Genomic DNA, 19,988 nt, shown 5'->3' on the forward strand with positions numbered 1-19,988 from the left:
AGCGGAAAAGGTAGCGAATGTTAGTGATTCTTATTGCCTGTGTAAAACCTGGTGCGCACCGGCACGGATGAGACGGGCAAGAAGTGGAACCCGAAAAATGTAAAGAATGTAAGTTTTCTGCGAATACAAATGATTCCCATCTATATTCCGCGACCTCAAACGTTCCTTGGGGAAGGAAAATGTCGCGCTCATCACAACCATCATCCGTTTTTGCCCAGCGCTCCATCGCGGGTGCCGTCGGGGTCGCCATTGCCGCGATGTCAGCGGCCCATGCGGCGCAGGCAGCAGACACGTCTTCGGACACCGCGCTGAACATCGGCGCCACCACCATTGATGGCGAGCGCGCCGACACGACCTATCGAACCGAAGAGTCGGCTTCGAAAAAATACACGGCCCCTTTGCGCGAGACACCGAAGAGTGTCACCGTCATTCCGCAGCAAGTGATCCGTGACACCGCGGCGACCAGCCTTGCCGATGCATTGCGGACCACGCCGGGAATCACCTTCGGTGCGGGAGAGGGGGGAAACCCGAACGCCGACCGTCCGATCATCCGTGGCTTCAACGCCGAAAGCGATGTGTTCATCGACGGCATGCGCGACATCGCCGCGCAGAACCGTGAAATTTTCAATGTCGAGTCGGTCGAGGTCAGCAAAGGCCCCGGCTCTGCGTTCACCGGTGCCGGTTCCACCGGCGGCAGCCTGAACCTGATCACCAAGGGCGCTCATTTGGGCGACGCCTACAACGGTGGCTACACCTTCGGCTCCGATCAGACTCAGCGTTATACGCTGGACCTGAACAAGCAGATGACCGACACCTCCGCCGTTCGCCTGAACTTGATGAAGCATGACGCCAATGTGGCCGGTCGCAACGACGTGGACGTCAGCCGCTGGGGCTTTGCGCCGTCCTTCGCTTTCGGGCTGGGCACCGACACCCGCGTCAAAGTCGACTATTACCACCTGTCGACCGATGACATGCCCGACTATGGCATCCCGCTGACCAACACACCGGGGCGGAGCAAATACGTGGTCGACAAGCCGGCTCACGTCAATGAAAACAATTTCTATGGCCTGACCGATCGTGACTACCGCAAGAGCGTCAACGACAGCGGCACGTTCCGGATCGAGCACGACCTGAACGAAAACCTGACCCTGTCTAACAGCTTCCGCATGTCCCGGTCGACGCTGGACTACATCGTCACCAACCCCGATGACAGCCGTGGCAACGTCGCCCGTGGCCTGGTGTCTCGCTCGGCGAAAAGCCGCAACTCGACCTCCAGCGGTTTCATCAACCAGACGGACCTGCAAGCGAAGTTCAACACCGGGTTCGTCGAGCACAGCCTGGTCACCGGTGTCGAATTTTCCTACCAAGACACGCACAACCGGGCCTACAACGTCCTGTCGGCCAGCGGCGGAACCATCGGCTCGACCTGTAACGCAGCGCTGATTCGTTCAGGCGACTGCACCAGCCTTTACGATCCGACACCGAAAGATGCCTGGAACGGGACCATTACCGACAGCCTGGCCTACACCGATACCGATACCAAGACCAGCGCGGCCTACGTGTTCGATACGCTCAAATTCAATGAACAGTGGTCGTTGAACCTTGGCCTGCGTTACGACGACTACGATGTCGAATCCAGCGGTTACAGCACGGGGGGCCGTGGTTCGGTCGCCGGGCCGTTCAAGCGCGAGAACACCAGCCAACTGTGGAACTACCAAGTCGGGCTGACCTACAAGCCATTGCCGAACGGGAGCATCTACGCCGCCTGGTCGACTTCCAGCAACCCGTCAGGGGAGACGAGCGGCAACGGTGGCCTGGAGCTTGCGGCCAACAACACCGACCTCGATCCGGAAAAGAACCGCAACTACGAGATCGGCACCAAGTGGGACTTCTTCGATGACAACCTGTCGCTGACGGCGGCCCTGTTCCGCACCGAGAAAACCAATGCGCGGATCACTGACCCTGACAACGCCACTTTCCAGGTGCTCGATGGCGAGCAGCGGGTCGATGGCCTCGAGTTGACGTACAGCGGCAACATCACCAGCAAGTGGAAGGTGTACGGCGGGTACACCTATATGGAAAGCGAAATCGTCAAGGCCAGCAACGCTGCCGATGAAGGCAACCACATGCCGAGCACGCCACGTAACACGTTCAACTTTTGGTCGACCTACGAGTTGATGCCCAAGCTGACGGTCGGCGGTGGTGCCACGTTCGTGGATTCTCGCTTCGGCAACGAAGCGAACTCCGTGGAAGTACCGTCGTACTGGCGCTACGACGCGATGGCCACCTACGCCCTGACCAAGAACGTAGACCTGCAATTGAACGTGCAAAACCTGACCGACAAGCGTTACTACGATCAGGTCTTCACCACGCACTACGCCCACATGGCCGCCGGCCGTACCGCACTGATGAGTGCGAACTTCCACTTCTGACCATCAAGTGAGAGCGCAAAGCCCCACCTGCCTTAGGGCGAGTGGGGCTTTTGTGCATAAGGCGCGCAGGGTGGTATGAGCCCGTTTGCGAAGCGGGTTATGGCGCAATGGGCGCAGCAGCTCCCAATAAAGAATCAGATACGGATGAGAATGCATCTGTTTATGCGCATAATGCGCGCAGCAGCGGGTTATCGAGGTCATGAGGGTGTTGAAGAAAGTCCTGTTTCAACTGCATTGGTTCTTCGGGATAACAGCGGGTCTGGTGCTGGCCCTGATGGGCATCACGGGTGCGTTGTACTCCTTCGAGGACGAAATCCTGGACGCGCTCAACCCTGAGGCGCTGTTCGTCCAGCCTGGTGAGCATCAACTGTCGCTCGGCGAAATGGTCAGCCGACTCGAAGCACAGGGCCAGGACAAGGTGGCGATGTTCCGCATCGAAGTCGCCGGGGACCGGGCCGCTCAAGTCTGGTTCAAGCCTGCACCGGGCGAGCGCCGCGGCGAGATGCACAATTTCGACCCCTACACCGGTGAGTTCAAGCCGGACGCGACAGGCCAGGACGTGTTTGGCTTCATCCTCAACCTGCACCGTTTCCTTGCGGCGGGTGAGTACGGCAAGCAGGTCACCGCCGCCTGTACCCTGATCCTGGTGTTCTTCTGCCTGTCCGGGCTCTATCTGCGCTGGCCTAGGCAGGCACTGAACTGGCGTGTCTGGTTGACACTGGACTGGGCCAAGAAAGGCCGCAGTTTCAATTGGGATCTGCATTCGGTATTCGGGACCTGGTGCCTCATCGTGTATCTGCTGCTGGCTGTCACGGGGCTGATGTGGTCCTACGACTGGTTCAGCAACGGCATGAACAAACTGATCGGAGATCCGCCGGTCGCGGGCGAACAACGCCGTGGCGCAGGCCCGCGCCCGGCTGCAGGCACTCGCGACGCGGCGCCGGAGCAGCCCGTGGTCGTCGATTACGCCGCCATCCAGAACACCATCGAGAAAACGGCCGGGCCGGGGCTGAAAGCTTATAACCTGCGCCTGCCTCAGGCAGCCGGTCAAATGGCAACGGTGTTCTACCTCCTGAACGACGCACCGCACCCTCGCGCATTGAACCAGATCACCCTCGACCCGGCCGATGGCAACCTCAAGGCCGTTTCACGCTACGCCGACAAGGGTTATGGGGCGCAACTGTTGATCAGCAACTACGCGCTGCACACTGGCAGCTACTGGGGCATCACCGGTCGTATCGTGGTAACCCTTGCGGCCATCCTGATGCCGTTGTTCTTCATCACCGGGTGGTTGCTGTACCTGGATCGTCGTCGCAAGAAGCGCGAGGTTCGCACGGCCCGTGGTGAAGTCGGTCAAGCCGGTTCCAGCACCTCCGGCACTCAAGGGCCTGCGTGGTTGATCGGTTTTGCCAGTCAGAGTGGGTTCGCCGAGCAATTGGCGTGGCAGACCGCAGGGCAATTGCAGGCCGCCGGTTTGCCCGTGCGGGTGCAGCGATTGGCTGACATGACGGAGCATGAACTTCAACAGAGCGAGCATGCGCTGTTTGTCGTCAGTACGTTCGGCGATGGCGAAGCACCCGACAGTGCACGAGGGTTCGAGCGTCGGCTGCTAGGACGGGCGGTGTCGCTGCAGCATCTCAACTACGCGGTTCTGGGCCTGGGTGACCGTCAATACACGCAGTTCTGTGGATTCGCCCGCAGGTTGCACGACTGGTTGGCCGAGCGTGGCGCAAGCACGCTGTTCGCGCCAGTGGAAGTGGACAGTGGGGACAGTGCCGCGCTTCAACACTGGCAGCAACAGTTGGGTGAACTGACTGGTTCGACGCCAGCCAGTCCCTGGAAAGCGCCGGAATACGAGAATTGGGTGCTGTCTCAGCGAGATTGGTTGAACCCCGACAGCGTGGGCTCGAAGGTGTTTTTGCTGGGCCTGATTTCAGCTTCCGACACCCGATGGCAGGCGGGGGACTTGATCGAAGTGTTGCCGCGTAATGGGATGTTTGCCGTCGAGCAGTTCCTCGCCGGGCTTGGCATTGCTGCGGATACACAGGTCAAGGTCGATGGTCTGCATGAAACGCTTGCGCAAGCGTTGGGCGGCCGTCAGTTACCTGCCAACCGTAGCCACTTGGTCGGCTTGCATGCGCAAGCGCTGGTGGATGCGCTGGTGCCATTGGCCATGCGTGAATACTCGATTGCATCGATTCCCGAAGACGGCACGCTGCAACTGATCGTGCGACAGGAAGTGCACCCGGACGGCAGCCTGGGCCTGGGGTCTGGCTGGTTGACCGAGCATGCGGCAGTAGGCGATACGATTAGCCTGCGCATTCGTCGCAACAGCAGTTTCCATCTGGCAAGTGAGCCTGCGCCGCTGATTCTGATCGGTAACGGCACCGGGCTGGCGGGGCTGCGCAGCTTGCTCAAGGCGCGTATCGCCCAAGGCGAACCGCGTAACTGGCTACTGTTTGGCGAGCGAAACGTGGCTCACGATTTCCATTGCGGCGATGAGCTGAATAACTGGTTGGCGTCCGGTGATCTGGCGCGAATGGACCTGGCGTTCTCCCGTGATCAGGCGCAGAAGGTCTATGTCCAGGATCGGTTGCGCGAAGCGGCAGATGAATTGCGTGTCTGGATCAATGAAGGCGCAGCGATTTACATCTGCGGCAGTCTGGAAGGGATGGCTGGCGGCGTGGATGAGGTGTTGAAAGCAGTGTTGGGCGACCACGTCGTGCAACGCCTGATTGAGCAAGGGCGCTATCGTCGCGACGTGTACTGATGTTGCTGGCCCCGTAGCAGTCCGGCTTGCCGACGGTGACGTCTGGGTGATCGCCGCCGACAAGCCGGACTGCTACGGGTAGGCGGTAAGTCCGATTGATCGTTCCCACGCTCCGCGTGGTAATGCCGCTCTGGGCGCTATGCGTCCGTTTTGGCGGTGACGCGGAGCGTCACGGGAGGCGTGCCCACGCAGAGCGTGGGCACGATCATTACCCTCTTAAGCCACGAACTGCTCAGCGTAGTGGCAGGCCACTTGACGGTTATCGACCGGCCGCAGCTCAGGGACTTCGGTGCTGCAACGCTCGGTCGCGTACGGGCAGCGCTTGTGGAACGCGCAACCTGAGGGCGGGTTGAGCGGGTTGGGAAGCTCGCCGACGATCTTGATCTTCGGCTTCAGCGGGTCCGGGTGAATCGCCGGGGTCGCCGACAGCAGCGCCTGAGTGTATGGATGCAGCGGGCGGCTGTAGATTTCTTCCTTCGGCCCCATTTCCGCAGGGCGACCCAGGTACATCACCAGCACACTGTCGGCGACGTGACGTACCACCGCCAGGTTGTGGGAGATGAACACGTAGCCGGTGTTGAATTCCTGCTGCATGTCCATGAACAGGTTCAGCACCTGCGCCTGAATCGACACGTCCAGTGCAGAGGTCGGTTCGTCCGCCACCAACACTTTCGGTTGCAGCATCATGGCGCGCGCCAGGGCGATACGTTGACGCTGACCACCGGAGAACATGTGCGGATAGCGCTGATAGTGCTCTGGGCGCAGACCCACTTGCTTGATCATCGCCTGCACTTTCTCACGACGTTCAGCCGCCGACAGGCCGGTGTTGATCAGCAGCGGTTCGGCCAGTTGGTCACCGATCTTCTGCCGCGGGTTGAGCGAGGCATATGGGCTTTGGAACACCATCTGCACGTCTTTGCGCAGTTGCTTGCGTTGCGCCTTGGTGGCACCCGCCACTTCCTGGCCTGCGATTTTCAACGAGCCGGAAGACGGCTCTTCAATCAGCGTCAGGGCGCGGGCGAGGGTGGATTTGCCGCAGCCGGATTCACCGACCACCGCCAGCGTCTTGCCCGCTTCCAGTTCGAACGATACCCCGTTGAGGGCGCGTACGGTCGCGTGGGGTTTGAACAAGCCTTGGGATACATCGTAGTGACGGGTGAGGTCACGGGCGGTCAGTACGATCTCGCTCATCACGCCACCTCCTGATTCAGCGGGTAGAAGCAACGCACCAGACCGTGGACCTGTGGGTCCAGTGTCGGGCGCTGTTGACGGCATTTGTCTTGGACGTACGGGCAGCGCGGCGACAGCAGGCAGCCACTCGGACGGTCATAGCGGCCTGGGACGATGCCGGGCAGGGTCGCCAGACGTTCGGCGCCCATGCTGTGTTCGGGAATCGCGGCCAGCAGCGCCTCGCTGTATGGGTGCGCCGGGACGTCGAACAGCGCGGGCACCTGACCGACTTCAACCGCCTGTCCCGCGTACATCACGCACACCCGTTGCGCGGTTTCGGCCACCACAGCCAAGTCATGGGTAATGAGCACCAGCGCCATATCCTGCTCTTTTTGCAGGGCCAGCAGCAGGTCCATGATTTGCGCCTGAATGGTCACGTCGAGGGCCGTGGTCGGTTCGTCGGCGATCAGCAGCTTCGGCTCACCGGCGATGGCCATGGCGATAGCCACGCGTTGGCTCATCCCGCCAGACAGTTGGTGCGGATAGGCTTCCAGCCGTTGGGCTGCGCCGGGAATTTCTACTTTTTGCAGCAGTTCCAGCGCGCGTTGATGAGCGGCTTTGCCTTTCAGACCCAAGTGTTGACGCAGGACTTCCTTGATCTGGAACCCCACGGTGTAGCTCGGGTTCAGGGCGGTCATCGGGTCCTGGAAGACCATCGACAGGTCCTTGCCCACGATCTGGCGACGCTGGCGCGGGGACAGCTTGAGCATGTCCTTGCCGTCGAAGCTCAGGGCATCGGCGGTCACGATGCCGGGGTGATCGATCAGACCCATCAGCGCCATCATGGTCACGGATTTCCCCGAGCCGGACTCGCCCACGATGGCCAACACTTCGCCTTTGTCCACGCTCAGGCTCAGGCCGTCGACCACCGGGGTGGCGTTGGCGTCGCCGAAGCGCACGTTCAGATTCTTGATTTCTAACAATGACATTCTGGCGTCCTCAGGCGGCGTTCTTGAGTTTCGGGTCCAGCGCATCGCGCAGGCCGTCGCCCATCAGGTTGATTGCCAGCACGCTGAGCAAAATGGTCAGCCCCGGAAGGCTCACGACCCACCAGGCGCGTTCGATGTAATCGCGGGCCGAAGCGAGCATGGTGCCCCACTCAGGCGTTGGCGGCTGAACGCCCAGGCCGAGAAAGCCCAGCGCCGCGGCGTCGAGAATCGCCGAAGAAAAGCTCAAGGTGGCCTGGACGATCAGCGGTGCCATGCAGTTCGGCAGCACGGTAATGAACATCAGGCGCGGCAGTGTGGCACCGGCCAGACGGGCCGCGGTCACGTAGTCGCGGTTCAACTCACCCATCACCGCTGCACGGGTCAGCCGCACATAGGACGGCAGCGACACGATGGCGATGGCGATCACCGTATTGATCAGGCCTGGGCCAAGGATGGCGACGATGGCCACGGCCAGCAGCAGCGATGGCAAGGCCAGCATGATGTCCATCAGGCGCATGATGGTCGGACCGAGAATCTTGGGGAAGAAACCGGCCAGCAGACCCATGAGGATGCCCGGAATCAGCGACATCACCACCGACGAAAGACCGATCAGCAACGACAGCCGCGAGCCTTGAATCAGGCGCGACAGCAAGTCGCGTCCCAGTTCGTCGGTGCCCAGGATGAACTGCCATTGGCCGCCCTCCAGCCAGACCGGCGGAGTCAGCAGGAAGTCGCGGTATTGCTCGCTTGGATCATGGGGCGCGACCCATGGGGCGAAGATGGCGCAGAAGACGATCAAGGCCATGAAGGCCAGGCCGGCGACAGCGCCTTTGTTCTTGGCGAAATGCTGCCAGAACTCTTTGTAGACAGAGGGGTACAGCAGGCTTTGATCGACTGCCGTTACGGGAGCGGGTGTGTTCATGGTCGTGATCTCAGCGCTGGTGACGAATGCGTGGGTTGGCGAAGCCGTAGAGGATGTCCACCACGAAGTTCACCAGAATCACCAGGCAGGCGATTAACAGGATGCCGTTTTGCACGACGGGATAGTCACGGGCGCCGATGGCTTCGATCAGCCATTTACCGATGCCCGGCCAGGAGAAAATCGTTTCGGTCAGCACGGCGCCGGCGAGCAGGGTGCCCACTTGCAGGCCGAACACGGTCAGGACCGGAATCAGCGCGTTGCGCAGGCCGTGGACGAACACCACGCGGGCAGGCGAGAGCCCCTTGGCGCGAGCGGTGCGCACATAGTCTTCACGCAACACTTCGAGCATCGAGGAGCGCGTCATCCGAGCGATCACCGCCAGCGGAATAGTGCCGAGCACGATGGCAGGCAGGATCAGATGGCGCAAGGCGTCCATGAATGAGCCTTCCTCATCGCTGAGCAGGGTATCGATCAGCATGAAGCCGGTTTTGGGAGGAATGTCGTACAACAGGTCAATCCGCCCCGAGACCGGGGTCCAGCCCAGAGACACCGAGAAGAACATGATCAGAATCAGGCCCCACCAGAAGATCGGCATCGAATAGCCCGCCAGTGAGACCCCCATGACGCCGTGGTCGAACAGGGATCCTCGTCGCAAGGCGGCGATGACGCCCGCCAGCAGCCCGATGATGCCAGCGAAGATCAGCGCCGCAATCGACAGTTCCAGAGTCGCCGGAAACAGCGAAGTGAATTCGGTCCACACGCTGGTGCGCGTGCGCAGCGATTCGCCGAGGTCGCCGTGGGCGAGCTTGCCGACGTAATCGAGGTACTGCGCATACAAGGGTTTGTTCAGGCCAAGGCGTTCCATGGCTTGGGCGTGCATTTCCGGATCGACCCGGCGTTCCCCCATCATGACTTCGACCGGGTCACCCGGAATCAGGCGAATCAGTGCGAACGTCAGCAAGGTAATGCCGAAGAAGGTGGGTATGAGCAACCCCACTCGGCGGGCAATAAAACTAAACATCTTCTCGTGTACCTCATCTGCCGGTTAGGCGTATGCCGACGGGTCAAAACGTCCTGACACTCGGTGATGCTGCATTGAAAGCCGCTTCGGACTGCTCATTTACAATTCGTAAACTCCGCTTCCTCGACTGTTTTCGCTTTGCCTCACCTTCGCGTCAAAACGTTCTGAACAATGCCTGTAGGCCCGCCGGATTCTTCTTCTACTTCACTTGGGTGGTAGCGAAGTTATTGGTAGTCAGAGGGCTGATTTGGTAGCCCTCTACGTTTTTGCGCATGGCGGTGAACATTTTTGTGTGCGCCATGCTGATCCACGGCTGATCCTGGTTGAAGATCACCTGTGCCTGCTCATACAGCGCAGCGCGTTCGGCCGGGTCGGTTTTTTCCCGTGCCTGATCGATCAGTGCCTGGAACTTCTCATTGCACCAGCGTGCGTAGTTTTCACCGTTTTTGGCGGCTTCACAGCTGAGGTTCGGCGTCAGGAAGTTATCAGGGTCGCCATTGTCACCTGCCCAGCCCGCCGACACCATGTCGTGTTCGCCGTTTTTCGCCCGTTTGAGCATTTCGCCCCATTCCATGACGCGTATATCTAACTTAATGCCGACTTTTGCCAAATCGGCCTGCATCATTTGCGCCCCCAGCATCGGGTTGGGGTTGGTCGGTCCGCCACCGTTGCGGGTGAACAGGGTAAACGTGGTGCCCTCCGGTACGCCTGCTTCCTTGAGCAAGGCGCGTGCCTTGTCCAGATCGTGCGCCGGGTTTTTCAACTGCTTGTTATAGCCCAGCAGGGTGTCCGGATAAGGGTTGACGCCCACAGTGGCATTGCCTTTGCCGAACAGCGCGTTGACGTAGGCCTCTTTGTCGAAGGCGATGTCGATGGCTTTGCGCACCCGCACGTCGCTCATGTATTTGTGGGTGGTGTTCATTGCGATGTACGCCGTGGTCATCGCGTTCAATTCGTCGACCTTCAGGTTCGGGTCTTTCTTGATGCTTGGGATGTCGTCGGGCTTGGGATACAGCGCGACCTGGCATTCGTTGGCCTTGAGCTTCTGCAGACGGACGTTGTTGTCAGTGGCGATCGCCAGGACCAGCGTGTCGGCCGGCGGCTTGCCACGGAAATACTCCGGGTTGGCCTTGAAGCGCACCTGAGCGTCTTTTGCGTAACGCTGGAAGATGAAGGGCCCGGTGCCGATCGGCTGGCTGTTCAAACCGTCGAGCTTGTTGCTCTTGAGCAGTTGGTCGGCGTACTCGGCCGAGTAGATGGAAGCGAACGCCATCGCCACATCAGCGAGAAACGGTGCTTCACGGCGGGTCAGCGTAAAGGTGACCGTATTGTCGTCCACTTTTTCGACGCTCTTGAGCAGTTCTTTGAAACCCATGCTCTCGAAGTAAGGGAAACCGACGGTGGACTGTTTATGCCACGGGTGATTAGGGTCCAGTTGGCGCTGGAAGCTCCAGACCACATCGTCCGCGTTCATGTCACGCGTGGGTTTGAAATAGTCGGTGGTGTGGAATTTGACACCCTTGCGCAGGTGGAACGTGTAATGAAGACCGTCGTCGCTGATCTCCCAGGACTCCGCCAGTGCTGGCTCGATGTCAGTGGTGCCAGGCTTGAAGTCCACCAGTCGGTTGTAAATGGTTTCCGCCGCAGCGTCTGCCGTGACAGCGGTGGTATACAACGCCGTATCGAACCCTTCCGGGCTGGCTTCGGTGCAGACCACCAGAGGTTTGGCTGAGACGCCGACGGCTGTGCTGAGCAGTGTCAGTCCTAGCGCCAGTGCGACTGCGTTGCGCAATGTTGCGAGTTTGAATGTCGATTTCAAGTGAACGCCCTCCGCAAGTGATGAAGCCATGTATGAGTGGGGTATCGGACCACTCGGTTTTTTTGGAACCGGGGTCCGAAACCATCCACGGGTCAGTGATTACAGGATGTTGAACGGGATCGTGGTGACCAGGCGGAACTCGTTGATGTTGCCATCTGCCTGGAATTCGCTCGCACGGTGCGTGGTGTACGTACCGCGCATGGTCGAGGCTTTCAGTGGGCCGTTCTGTACGGTGTAAGTTGCGCCGACGCCGTATTCGTAGTGGGTCTCGCCATCCATGCTGCGGACATCGTATGCAGTGCCCTTGTAATGCGTGCCGTCGATGTCGAAGCCGCGTGCCTGGTAAATGTTGAATTTCAACCCAGGTACACCGTAGTCAGCCATGTTCAACAGGTAGCTCAACTGGACCGACTTCTCGTTCGGGCCGTTGAAGTCCGAGAGCAGGGAGTTGGCCAGGAAGATGGCGTTGCTGTCGTGGATGTAGTCGAAGTAGGTGTCGCCTTCCACTTCCTGATAGGAAATGCTGAAGCTGTGCGCCTTGTGGGTCGCGGTCAACGACAGGGAGTAGGTGTCGTTGTCGATCGGGCCCATTTTCTTCTGGCCCGAATCTTTGGTCTTGTAGTAGTTCAGGTTGGTGGACAGCCCCAGGACGTCGGTGTCACCCATCTCGTGCAGGAACGCGAAATAGTACTGGTGCCAGAAGTCCTCGACGTTCGAGACGTAGAAGTTGGTGGTCAGGCTCTTGAATGGCGTGTAGTCGACACCGGCGATGTCCACACGGTCGGCTTCGACGTTGGCGTTGGCCGTGTACTCGGAGCGGAATTTGGTCAGGCTCTGTTCGGAGCGCGGGGATACGCGGTCGAAGCTGCCAGCGGTGAACGACAGGTTGTTGAATTCTTTGCTGTCGATGCTCACGCCTTCGAAGCTGGAAGGCAGTGCACGGTTACCGATGTAGGCCAGAACCGGGGTGTTGAGCGACTGGCGGCCGGCGGTCAGCGTGGTGTTGGAGATGCGTGCCTTGACGTTGGCCAGGCCCAACTTGCTCCATTGGCCGACCGGGTCGCCGTTGTTTTCAGTCAGGGTGCGGTTGCCGCCACCCATGACATCGTCTTTGTCTCGGTCCAGCGCCACCGCGTTATAGACCGCCACTTCAGAGGCAAACCCTACCGTGCCCTGGGTGAAACCCGAGCTGAAGTCGACGATGGTGCCTTGCACCCAGTTGATGCGGCGAGGATCGCGATCGACGACAACGCCGTTTTCGCTACGCGACCAGGTCGCGCCGCGGCGCAGCAACTCGTTGGAGTACCAGTTCCTGGTTGAACCAGTGATTTTCATGTCTTCCAGAAAGCCCTTGGCTTCACTCTGCAGATTGGAAGGCGCCAAGGTCGTTGGAACGAATTCCTGACTGGTCGGCTCTGCCTGGGCCGCCACGCTCAAGGCGAGGGCGGAGAAGGCGAATACAGCAGTGCTGGCTTTTTTCACGTCTTATAGCTCCCGAATACAGCTTTTATAGAGGCCGGCTTTTATGGGTTGACCGGCTTTGGTGTCGCAGCCTTTTGGGCCATTTTTCGCTCGCTCCGCGGATTGCGGATAAAGCAATGCCACGATGAAGGTCATCGGTGGCACGGTTTCGTTTAGTCGGCGAGGGTGACGCCGGAGAAATTGTTGCGGCCGAACGGGCTGACTTCGAAGCCCTTGACGCTGGCCCTCAGGGGCTGGCTGACGGTCGAGTGGGCCACGGGCGTGATCGGAACCTGTTGTTTGAGATAGTGCTGCGCCTCTTTGTACAGGCCGATGCGCTGGTCTTTGTCGGCTGTGGCGATGGCCGCTTTGATCAGCGCATCGTATTTTTCATCGCACCACATCGAGTAGTTGTTGCCGCCAATGGACGCGCAGCTGTACAGCGTGCCGAGCCAGTTGTCCGGGTCACCGTTGTCCCCGGTCCAGCCAATCAGCGAGATGTCGTGCTCGCCGTTCTTCGAGCGCTTGAGGTATTCGCCCCATTCGTAACTGACGATGGTCGCCTTGATGCCGACCTTGGCCCAGTCTGCTTGAAGCATCTGCGCCATCAGCTTGGCGTTGGGGTTGTAAGGGCGCTGGACGGGCATGGCCCACAGGGTCAATTCGGTCCCTTCCTTGACACCGGCGGCGCGCAGGAGCTCACGGGCCTTTTCGGGGTTGTAAGGTGCATCCTTGACGGTTTCATCGTAGGACCACTGGGTCGGTGGCATGGCGTTCTGAGCCAGTTGGCCCGCACCCTGATACACCGCATCGATGATCGCTTTCTTGTCCACGGCCATGTCCAGTGCCTGACGCACTTGCAGCTTGTCCAGCGGCGCATGGCGCACGTTATAGGCGATGTAGCCGAGGTTGAAGCCAGGTTTCTGAATGACCCGTAGCTGTGGGTCGGCTTTCAAGGCCTCGACATCCGCCGGGCGCGGGTTGGAGGTGACCTGACACTCGTTCTTCTTGAGTTTCTGCACGCGCACCGAAGCATCGGTATTGATCGCGAAAATCAGTTGATCGACTTTTACACGTGCCGGATCCCAGAACTGTTTATTGGCGGAGTAGCGAATCTGCGAATCTTTCTGATAACGCTGAAAGACGAAGGGGCCGGTGCCGATGGGCGCTTGATTGATATCGCGAACATTACCGGATGCCATTAGTTTGGCAGCATATTCGGCCGACAGAATCGACGCGAAGTTCATGGCAATGTTTTGAATAAAGGCAGCGTCGACATGATTGAGTGTAAATGTCACGGTCATGGCGTCGGTTTTTTCGACCGCCTTGATGTTCTTGTCCAGACCCATACTGGTGAAGTAGGGGAATTCTGTAGGATAGGCAACGCGGAAGGGGTGCTCTTTATTCAACATTCGATTGAAAGTAAAGAGCACGTCGTCGGCATTTAAATCCCGTGTTGGCGTGAACGTCTTGCTGGTATGGAATTTCACGCCCTCCCTCAGATGAAAGGTGTAAGTCAGTCCGTCCGCAGAGACCTCCCAGCGGGTGGCCAATGCAGGCACCACCTGGGTCTGGCCGCGCTCGAATTCGACAAGGCGATTGTAAATGGGCTCGGCGGCATCATTATCGGTGCCGGAGGTATATTGCGCGATATCAAATCCGGCGGGACTGCCTTCGGAACAAAACACCAGGCTCTTTGTGGCTGCTTGGGTCGTGTGAATAGTGGCAAATAGCCCTGCAGTGAACAATGTGGAAATGACTTTATTTGTTTTACGCATGACGATCCTTATCGCTTGGGACTCGAATGGCCTGAATGATGCGGGAAACTCCGTGGCAATCGTTTGCGCAAACAGACTCTCTCAGACAGGAATACCCGACCGACCGATATATCTAGAAATCTCAGGTTCGGGTGCATAGGACGGTATGTCCGCCAAGCGCTCCAGTAAAGACTTCCAGTTGATTCAATATTTGTAGGAAAAGTGCTTATCGTTAGTAGGCAAATTCTTTCCGGTGCGGATTACTCATCTAACGATAGTCATTTTCATTTCAATAGTGCACGTACAACGACACGGTCGCGGTACCCGAAGGTAACGCGACCGTGAAGTCATGGGGAGGTGTTACTTACCGCTGACGCTCACGCCGTAGAACGAGTTCAGACCGAATGGGCTGATCTTGAAGTCCTGCACTTCTTTGCGCATTGGCTGGTAAACAGTCGAGTGCGCAATCGGTGTCATTGGAACCGCTGCCTTGAGCAAGTGCTGAGCCTGTTTGTACAGCTCGGTGCGCTTGGCCTGGTCGGTGGTTTCCTTGGCTTGGTGAATCAGCGTGTCGAACGGTTTGTCACACCATTTGGCAAAGTTGTTGCCGTTGACCGCATCGCAGCCAAACAGGGTGCCGAGCCAGTTGTCCGGGTCACCGTTGTCGCCGCTCCAACCGATCAGCATTGCGCCGTTTTCGCCGTTTTTCGCACGCTTGATGTACTCGCCCCACTCGTAGGAAACGATCTTGGCGTTGATGCCGATTTTCTTCCAGTCGTTCTGGAGCATTTCAGCCATCAGCTTGGCATTGGGGTTGTACGGACGCTGAACCGGCATCGCCCACAGGGTAATTTCGGTACCCTCGGCCACGCCTGCCTTTTTCAGCAGTTCCTTGGCCTTGGCCACGTCGTACGGGGCGTCCTTGATGGTCGTGTCGTAAGACCACTGGGTCGGCGGCATGGCGTTGACGGCCAGTTGGCCAGCGCCCTGATAGACCGCATCGATAATCGCTTTCTTGTCGACAGCCATGTCCAGCGCCTGGCGCACTTCCAGCTTGGCCAGCGGGTTGGGCTTGGTTTCGCCTTTGATGGTCGGCATCACGTTATAGGCGATGTAGCCCAGGTTGAAGCCTGCCTGGTCGGGCATCTTCAGCGCCGGATCGGCCTTCAGCGGAGCGAGGTCGGCCGGACGGGGATAGGCAGTGATCTGGCACTCGCCTTTCTTGAGCTTTTGCGCACGGACTGATGCATCGGTGGTGATGGCGAAAATCAGGTTGTCGACTTTGACGTCTTCAGGCTTCCAGTAATCCTTGTTTCCGGTGAAACGGATATTGGAATCCTTCTGGTAGCTTTTGAAGACGAACGGACCCGTGCCGATCGGCTTCTGGTTGATGTCTTCCGGTTTGCCTTCCTTGAGCAACTGGGCGGCGTATTCGGCGGACTGAATCGACGCGAAGCTCATCGCCAGGTTCTGAATGAATGCCGCGTCGACAGTGCCCAGCGTCATTTTGACGGTGTGGTCGTCGAGCTTCTCGATCTTGGTGATGTTGGTGTCCATCGCCATGTCGGTGAAGTAAGGGAATTCGGTGGGGTAAGCCTTACGGAACGGGTCGTCCTTGTTGATCATGCGGTTGAACGTGAACAGCACGTCATCGGCATTGAATTCGCGGGTCGGCTTGAAGTAAGGCGTGGTGTGGAACTTGACACCTTCGCGCAGGTGGAAGGTGTAGGTCAGGCCGTCTGCCGAGACGTCCCAACTGGTAGCCAGACCTGGAATGACGGCGGTGCCGCCACGTTCGAATTGACTCAGACGGTTGAATACGGTCTCGGCCGAAGCGTCGAAGTCGGTGCCGGTGGTGTACTGACCTGGGTCGAAACCAGCAGGGCTGCCTTCGGAGCAGAACACCAGATTCGATGCTGCATGAGCGAAGGGAGCGCTGGCGATCAAACCTGCGCCGAGAAGAAACGGAATGACCGCTTTTTTGAGCATGGTGGCCTCAGTTGTTGTCATTTTTTAATTGAGGATACGGCCTTGTGGGCCGATCCCGGGGATACTTATGCAGGCGCCATACCCAAAGCAAGATGCTGGCGCCAAACAAGTGGCAAAGCGTGGCACGAACGTACACGAATGTCGCAAAACTATAATTCCTGGCGGAGTTGAACGTTTGCGTGTCGCATATCGGCATGTTTAGTGCGCAATTCGGGTGCATGGGCCCGTTGCGAATGCACCCGTTTGTGCCTCAACTGTTACTTCGCTGTTGATCGGCTGCTGCCTCACGGGGCCAGGCTTACCCCGTAGAACGGCGTCAGGCCGAACGGGCTGAGCTTGAAGTCCTGCACCTCCTTGCGCATGGGCTGGAACACCTTCGAGTTGGCGATCGGGGTGATTGGCACGTCGTTTTTCAGGATGTTCTGGGCCTGGCGGTAAAGCTTGATGCGCTCGTCACGATCCGTAGTCACCTTGGCCTGAGTCACCAGCTTGTCGTAGCTCGGGTTGCACCACTTGGCGTAGTTGCTCCCCTTGACCGCTGCACAGCTATAGAGCACGCCAAGCCAGTTGTCCGGGTCTCCGTTGTCGCCTGTCCAACCATAGATCATGACGTCGTGTTCGCCAGCCTTGGCGCGTTTGATGTACTCCCCCCACTCATAGCTGACGATGTTGGCTTTGATGCCGATTTTTGCCCAATCGGACTGGATCATTTGCGCGGACATGCGTGCGTTGGGGTTGGAAGCGCGCTGTACGGTCATCGCCCAGAGATTGAGCTGTGTTCCCGGCGCAACGCCGGCCTCCTTGAGCAAACGCCTGGCCTTCTCCGGATCGTAGGGCGCGTCCTTGATGGAGGGGTCGAAGCCCCATTGCGCTGGGGGCAAGGCGTTCTGAGCCAACTGGCCCGCTCCTTGATACACCGCCTTGATGATGGCGGGTTTGTCGATGGCCATGTCCAGTGCCTGCCGTACCTTGAGCTGATCCAGCGGCGGGTGCGTGACGTTGTAGGCCAGGAAACCCAAGTTGAATCCTGGCTGGCTCATCACTTTCAGATGAGGGTCCTTTTGAGCCTCTTCGATGTCCTGCGGGCGAGGGTAGCCGCTGATCTGGCATTCGCCCGCCTTGAGTTTCTGCAAGCGCGTGGCCGCATCGGGAGTGATCGAAAAGATGAGGTTGTCGAGTTTCACATCCTCAGGTTTCCAGTAGTGCTTGTTGCCAACGAAGCGAATCTGCGCGTCCTTCTGGTAGCGCTTGAACACAAAGGGGCCCGTTCCGACAGGTTTCTGATTGATCTCGGCTGCTTTGCCCTCCTTGAGCAACTGCGCCGCGTATTCGGCAGACTGGATGGACGCGTAGCTCATCGCGAGGTTTTGAATGAACGCTGCATCAATGTTGTTCAGGTGAAAACGAACGGTCTGGTCGTCCACCTTTTCCACCCGCTTGATGGTCTTGTTCATGTCCATGTCGCTGAAATAGGGCGATTCGGACGGGTAAGCCTTGCGGAACGCATCTTCGGGATCGAGCAGGCGATTGAACGTGAACAGCACATCGTCGGCGTTGAAATCTCGGGTGGGTGTGAAAAAGTCAGTGGTATGGAATTTCACCCCTTCGCGAAGATGGAACGTGTAGGTCAGGCCATCATCGGAAGCTTCCCACTTCGTCGCCAGCCCAGGCTCGACTTCGGTGCCGCCCCGTTTGAATTGCGTCAGGCGGTTGAAGACGGTCTCGGCTGACGCGTCGAACTCAGTGCCGCTGGTGTACTGGCTGGGGTCGAACCCCGCCGGGCTCGCTTCAGAGCAGTACACCAGCGTGCTGGCTGCCTGTACCGATGGCGCACACAGGGCCATCGCAGCAGCCAGAAGCAGGGGTTTGAAGGTGTTCTCCATGTCGACCTCTTGCAAGTACGGCATTCATGCCTGGAAATCATCGGACGATGATAACCAGGGAAAATGCCGTACTGTCGAGGGTTAATGACGGGGCACCCGGGTCACTAGCGGAAGAAGCCCAGTTTTTCCAGCGCCAGTCTAAGTAACGACCCCTGTGGCGTCAGGTTGAGTAACACCCAGTAAGGCGAATGGGGATCCTTGATTTCGCCGCGCAGGAAATCCAGGTAAGCGGCACCATCTTTTTCCATTTGGTTCAATGCCCGGCGTCCAGATTGAGTGATCTTTTCACTGATGCTCAGCATTTCCTCTTTGGACGTGCTGAATCTCACCGCTTCCGGGTTAGCGGCGGCCCAGTCGGTCACCTGTGCATCCTGCCAGTCGCTGTTCTGGGGATGAGTGAAGTAGGAGACGGCGGTGGCGATCGGGTCGGCTTCGGCGTCGCCGTTCCAGTAGGCCACCATGGCTTCACCGACTTTTCTGACCGCTTCAAATGCGAGCGCGGCTGCAATCGAGTGCAAGGGATGTTCTGCATGATCCTTCGCCAATTGCGAATGCGTCGGGTCGGTGGAGCCGTTCTCGTGCGGGTCTGCTCCGTAGCGGGTCTGCCAGTCGTCGATGTTCTCGCTGAACTGGATCAACAGATCCTTCATGACGATGCCGGTCGCATTGCCTACCACCGCGTACAAGCCTTCCAGGTATTTCGCACTGCGTTGGAAAAACTCAACCAAGGGCAGCTCTACCCACTGATCTCGTGTCTCGAGATACGTCTGGTAAATGTCCAGGTAGCGGGGGTTCTGATGCTCGGCCAGGAGGATCAGCAGAATTTGCTCGCGTTCGCTACGGTCCCCAGCCTTCGTCGGCTGGTACATCAGGTCGCGTGGCGAGAAGAGAAGGGATCCCAGTGGCCCGATCAGGCTGGCCAGCGTGTCCGAGGCGCCGAAGGTCCCGGTGACCAATGGCAAGCCGGCCTTGCAGTGGGCGGGAGAGGTCCACGGCAGAACGGCCTCGTGCCCATTCTTGATCAGCGCCAATTCGACGAAGTTGGAATGGGCGAAGAAATCCTCGAGTACATGCAGTGCCGAACCGAATGCGCTCAGCCCCGCCGGGGACCTTTTCAGCGTCATGGCCCGTTGCAACTCGCTTGTCATGAAATCCACCGAGCGCGCCAGATAACGCTTCATGGAGGTATCGTAATCGATGTCCAGCAGCGGATCGCCGGGAAACACCAGCGCTTCGAATTGCGGATCGCGAAGTCTAGGATCCGGGGTGTCGAGGTCGTCCGTCCTGGGGTTGTCGAGGTGTTCGCTGGGACGGTAGACACCTAGCTTTTCCGGCGTGACCGTGTGGTGAAGCGCCGCGTTCTTGCGCAGTTGCGGGAAATGCTTGATCGACAGAACGTCGACGATACGTGTCAGCGCTTCCCGTGACAGGACCTCTGGAAAATGCTTGTCCATGCCGGGGGCGCGAACGACTTTCGGATCGATCAACTGCGAATAATCTCGCAGCCAGTTGCCAAAATAGATGGCGTCCAGTTCGTATCGGCTCAGGTCCAGCTCCAGCAGTGCGCGTTCAATCTGCTGGTGAGTCTGATGCTGGGCATCGCCATGACCCGCTTCGAAACGGGCGAGCGGCGGGGTGTCGGGGTTCGGGAACAGAATTTCCACGTCATCGTCCACACTGTCCGAAGGGTGGGCGGGGGCGTTCAGCGTCTTGTCTAATTTCATTTCAAATTTCTTCCGTGAAAATGGGCGACACGTCGTGCTCGCGAAAGCGCG

General features: G+C 58.8%; 12 protein-coding genes. 2 read left to right on the forward strand and 10 right to left on the reverse strand.

The annotated features are described in order from the left end of the window. Positions 1 to 179: 179 nt before the first annotated feature. Both N5D61_RS18615 and N5D61_RS18620 read left to right on the forward strand, forming a co-directional pair. Positions 180 to 2,432, forward strand: coding sequence for a TonB-dependent siderophore receptor (locus tag N5D61_RS18615; protein WP_279893803.1), 2,253 nt, complete (start codon positions 180 to 182; stop codon positions 2,430 to 2,432). 208 nt (positions 2,433 to 2,640) lie between these two features. After that, positions 2,641 to 5,202, forward strand: coding sequence for a sulfite reductase flavoprotein subunit alpha (locus N5D61_RS18620; protein WP_279893865.1), 2,562 nt, complete (start codon positions 2,641 to 2,643; stop codon positions 5,200 to 5,202). A gap of 216 nt (positions 5,203 to 5,418) precedes the next feature. Here N5D61_RS18620 and N5D61_RS18625 read toward each other — a convergent pair whose 3' ends face one another. The 10 genes from N5D61_RS18625 to N5D61_RS18670 form a co-directional block, all read right to left on the reverse strand. Further along, a complete protein-coding gene (locus N5D61_RS18625; RefSeq protein ID WP_108235985.1) occupies positions 5,419 to 6,393 on the reverse strand; it encodes a peptide ABC transporter ATP-binding protein in 975 nt (324 codons plus the stop codon). Then, a complete protein-coding gene (locus tag N5D61_RS18630) occupies positions 6,393 to 7,361 on the reverse strand; it encodes an ABC transporter ATP-binding protein (protein ID WP_108235984.1) in 969 nt (322 codons plus the stop codon). The genes N5D61_RS18625 and N5D61_RS18630 overlap by 1 nt, the downstream gene beginning before the upstream one ends. Positions 7,362 to 7,371: 10 nt before the next feature. Continuing rightward, positions 7,372 to 8,283, reverse strand: coding sequence for an ABC transporter permease subunit (locus tag N5D61_RS18635; protein WP_108235983.1), 912 nt, complete (start codon positions 8,281 to 8,283; stop codon positions 7,372 to 7,374). A 10-nt stretch (positions 8,284 to 8,293) separates the two neighbouring features. Then, complete coding sequence (locus N5D61_RS18640; protein ID WP_108235982.1) at positions 8,294 to 9,304, reverse strand: ABC transporter permease subunit; 1,011 nt, start codon at positions 9,302 to 9,304, stop codon at positions 8,294 to 8,296. A gap of 199 nt (positions 9,305 to 9,503) precedes the next feature. Further along, positions 9,504 to 11,123 carry an ABC transporter substrate-binding protein gene (locus tag N5D61_RS18645; RefSeq protein WP_279893804.1) on the reverse strand — a complete coding sequence of 540 codons (1,620 nt, stop codon included), beginning with the start codon at positions 11,121 to 11,123 and terminating at the stop codon, positions 9,504 to 9,506. Between the two features lie 99 nt (positions 11,124 to 11,222). Next, positions 11,223 to 12,605, reverse strand: coding sequence for an OprD family porin (locus tag N5D61_RS18650; protein WP_108235980.1), 1,383 nt, complete (start codon positions 12,603 to 12,605; stop codon positions 11,223 to 11,225). A 152-nt stretch (positions 12,606 to 12,757) separates the two neighbouring features. Continuing rightward, the gene (locus N5D61_RS18655) at positions 12,758 to 14,362 is read right to left on the reverse strand and encodes an ABC transporter substrate-binding protein (RefSeq protein ID WP_279893805.1); all 1,605 of its coding nucleotides are present in this window, start codon (positions 14,360 to 14,362) and stop codon (positions 12,758 to 12,760) included. Positions 14,363 to 14,701: 339 nt separating this feature from the next. Continuing rightward, positions 14,702 to 16,330 carry an ABC transporter substrate-binding protein gene (locus N5D61_RS18660; protein ID WP_279893806.1) on the reverse strand — a complete coding sequence of 543 codons (1,629 nt, stop codon included), beginning with the start codon at positions 16,328 to 16,330 and terminating at the stop codon, positions 14,702 to 14,704. Positions 16,331 to 16,614: 284 nt separating this feature from the next. Next, complete coding sequence (locus tag N5D61_RS18665; RefSeq protein WP_279893807.1) at positions 16,615 to 18,213, reverse strand: ABC transporter substrate-binding protein; 1,599 nt, start codon at positions 18,211 to 18,213, stop codon at positions 16,615 to 16,617. 104 nt (positions 18,214 to 18,317) lie between these two features. Beyond that, a complete protein-coding gene (locus N5D61_RS18670; RefSeq protein ID WP_279893808.1) occupies positions 18,318 to 19,937 on the reverse strand; it encodes an HET-C-related protein in 1,620 nt (539 codons plus the stop codon). Positions 19,938 to 19,988 lie beyond the last annotated feature (51 nt).

It is taken from the genome of Pseudomonas sp. GD03842 (genome assembly GCF_029841165.1).
Taxonomy (GTDB): domain Bacteria; phylum Pseudomonadota; class Gammaproteobacteria; order Pseudomonadales; family Pseudomonadaceae; genus Aquipseudomonas.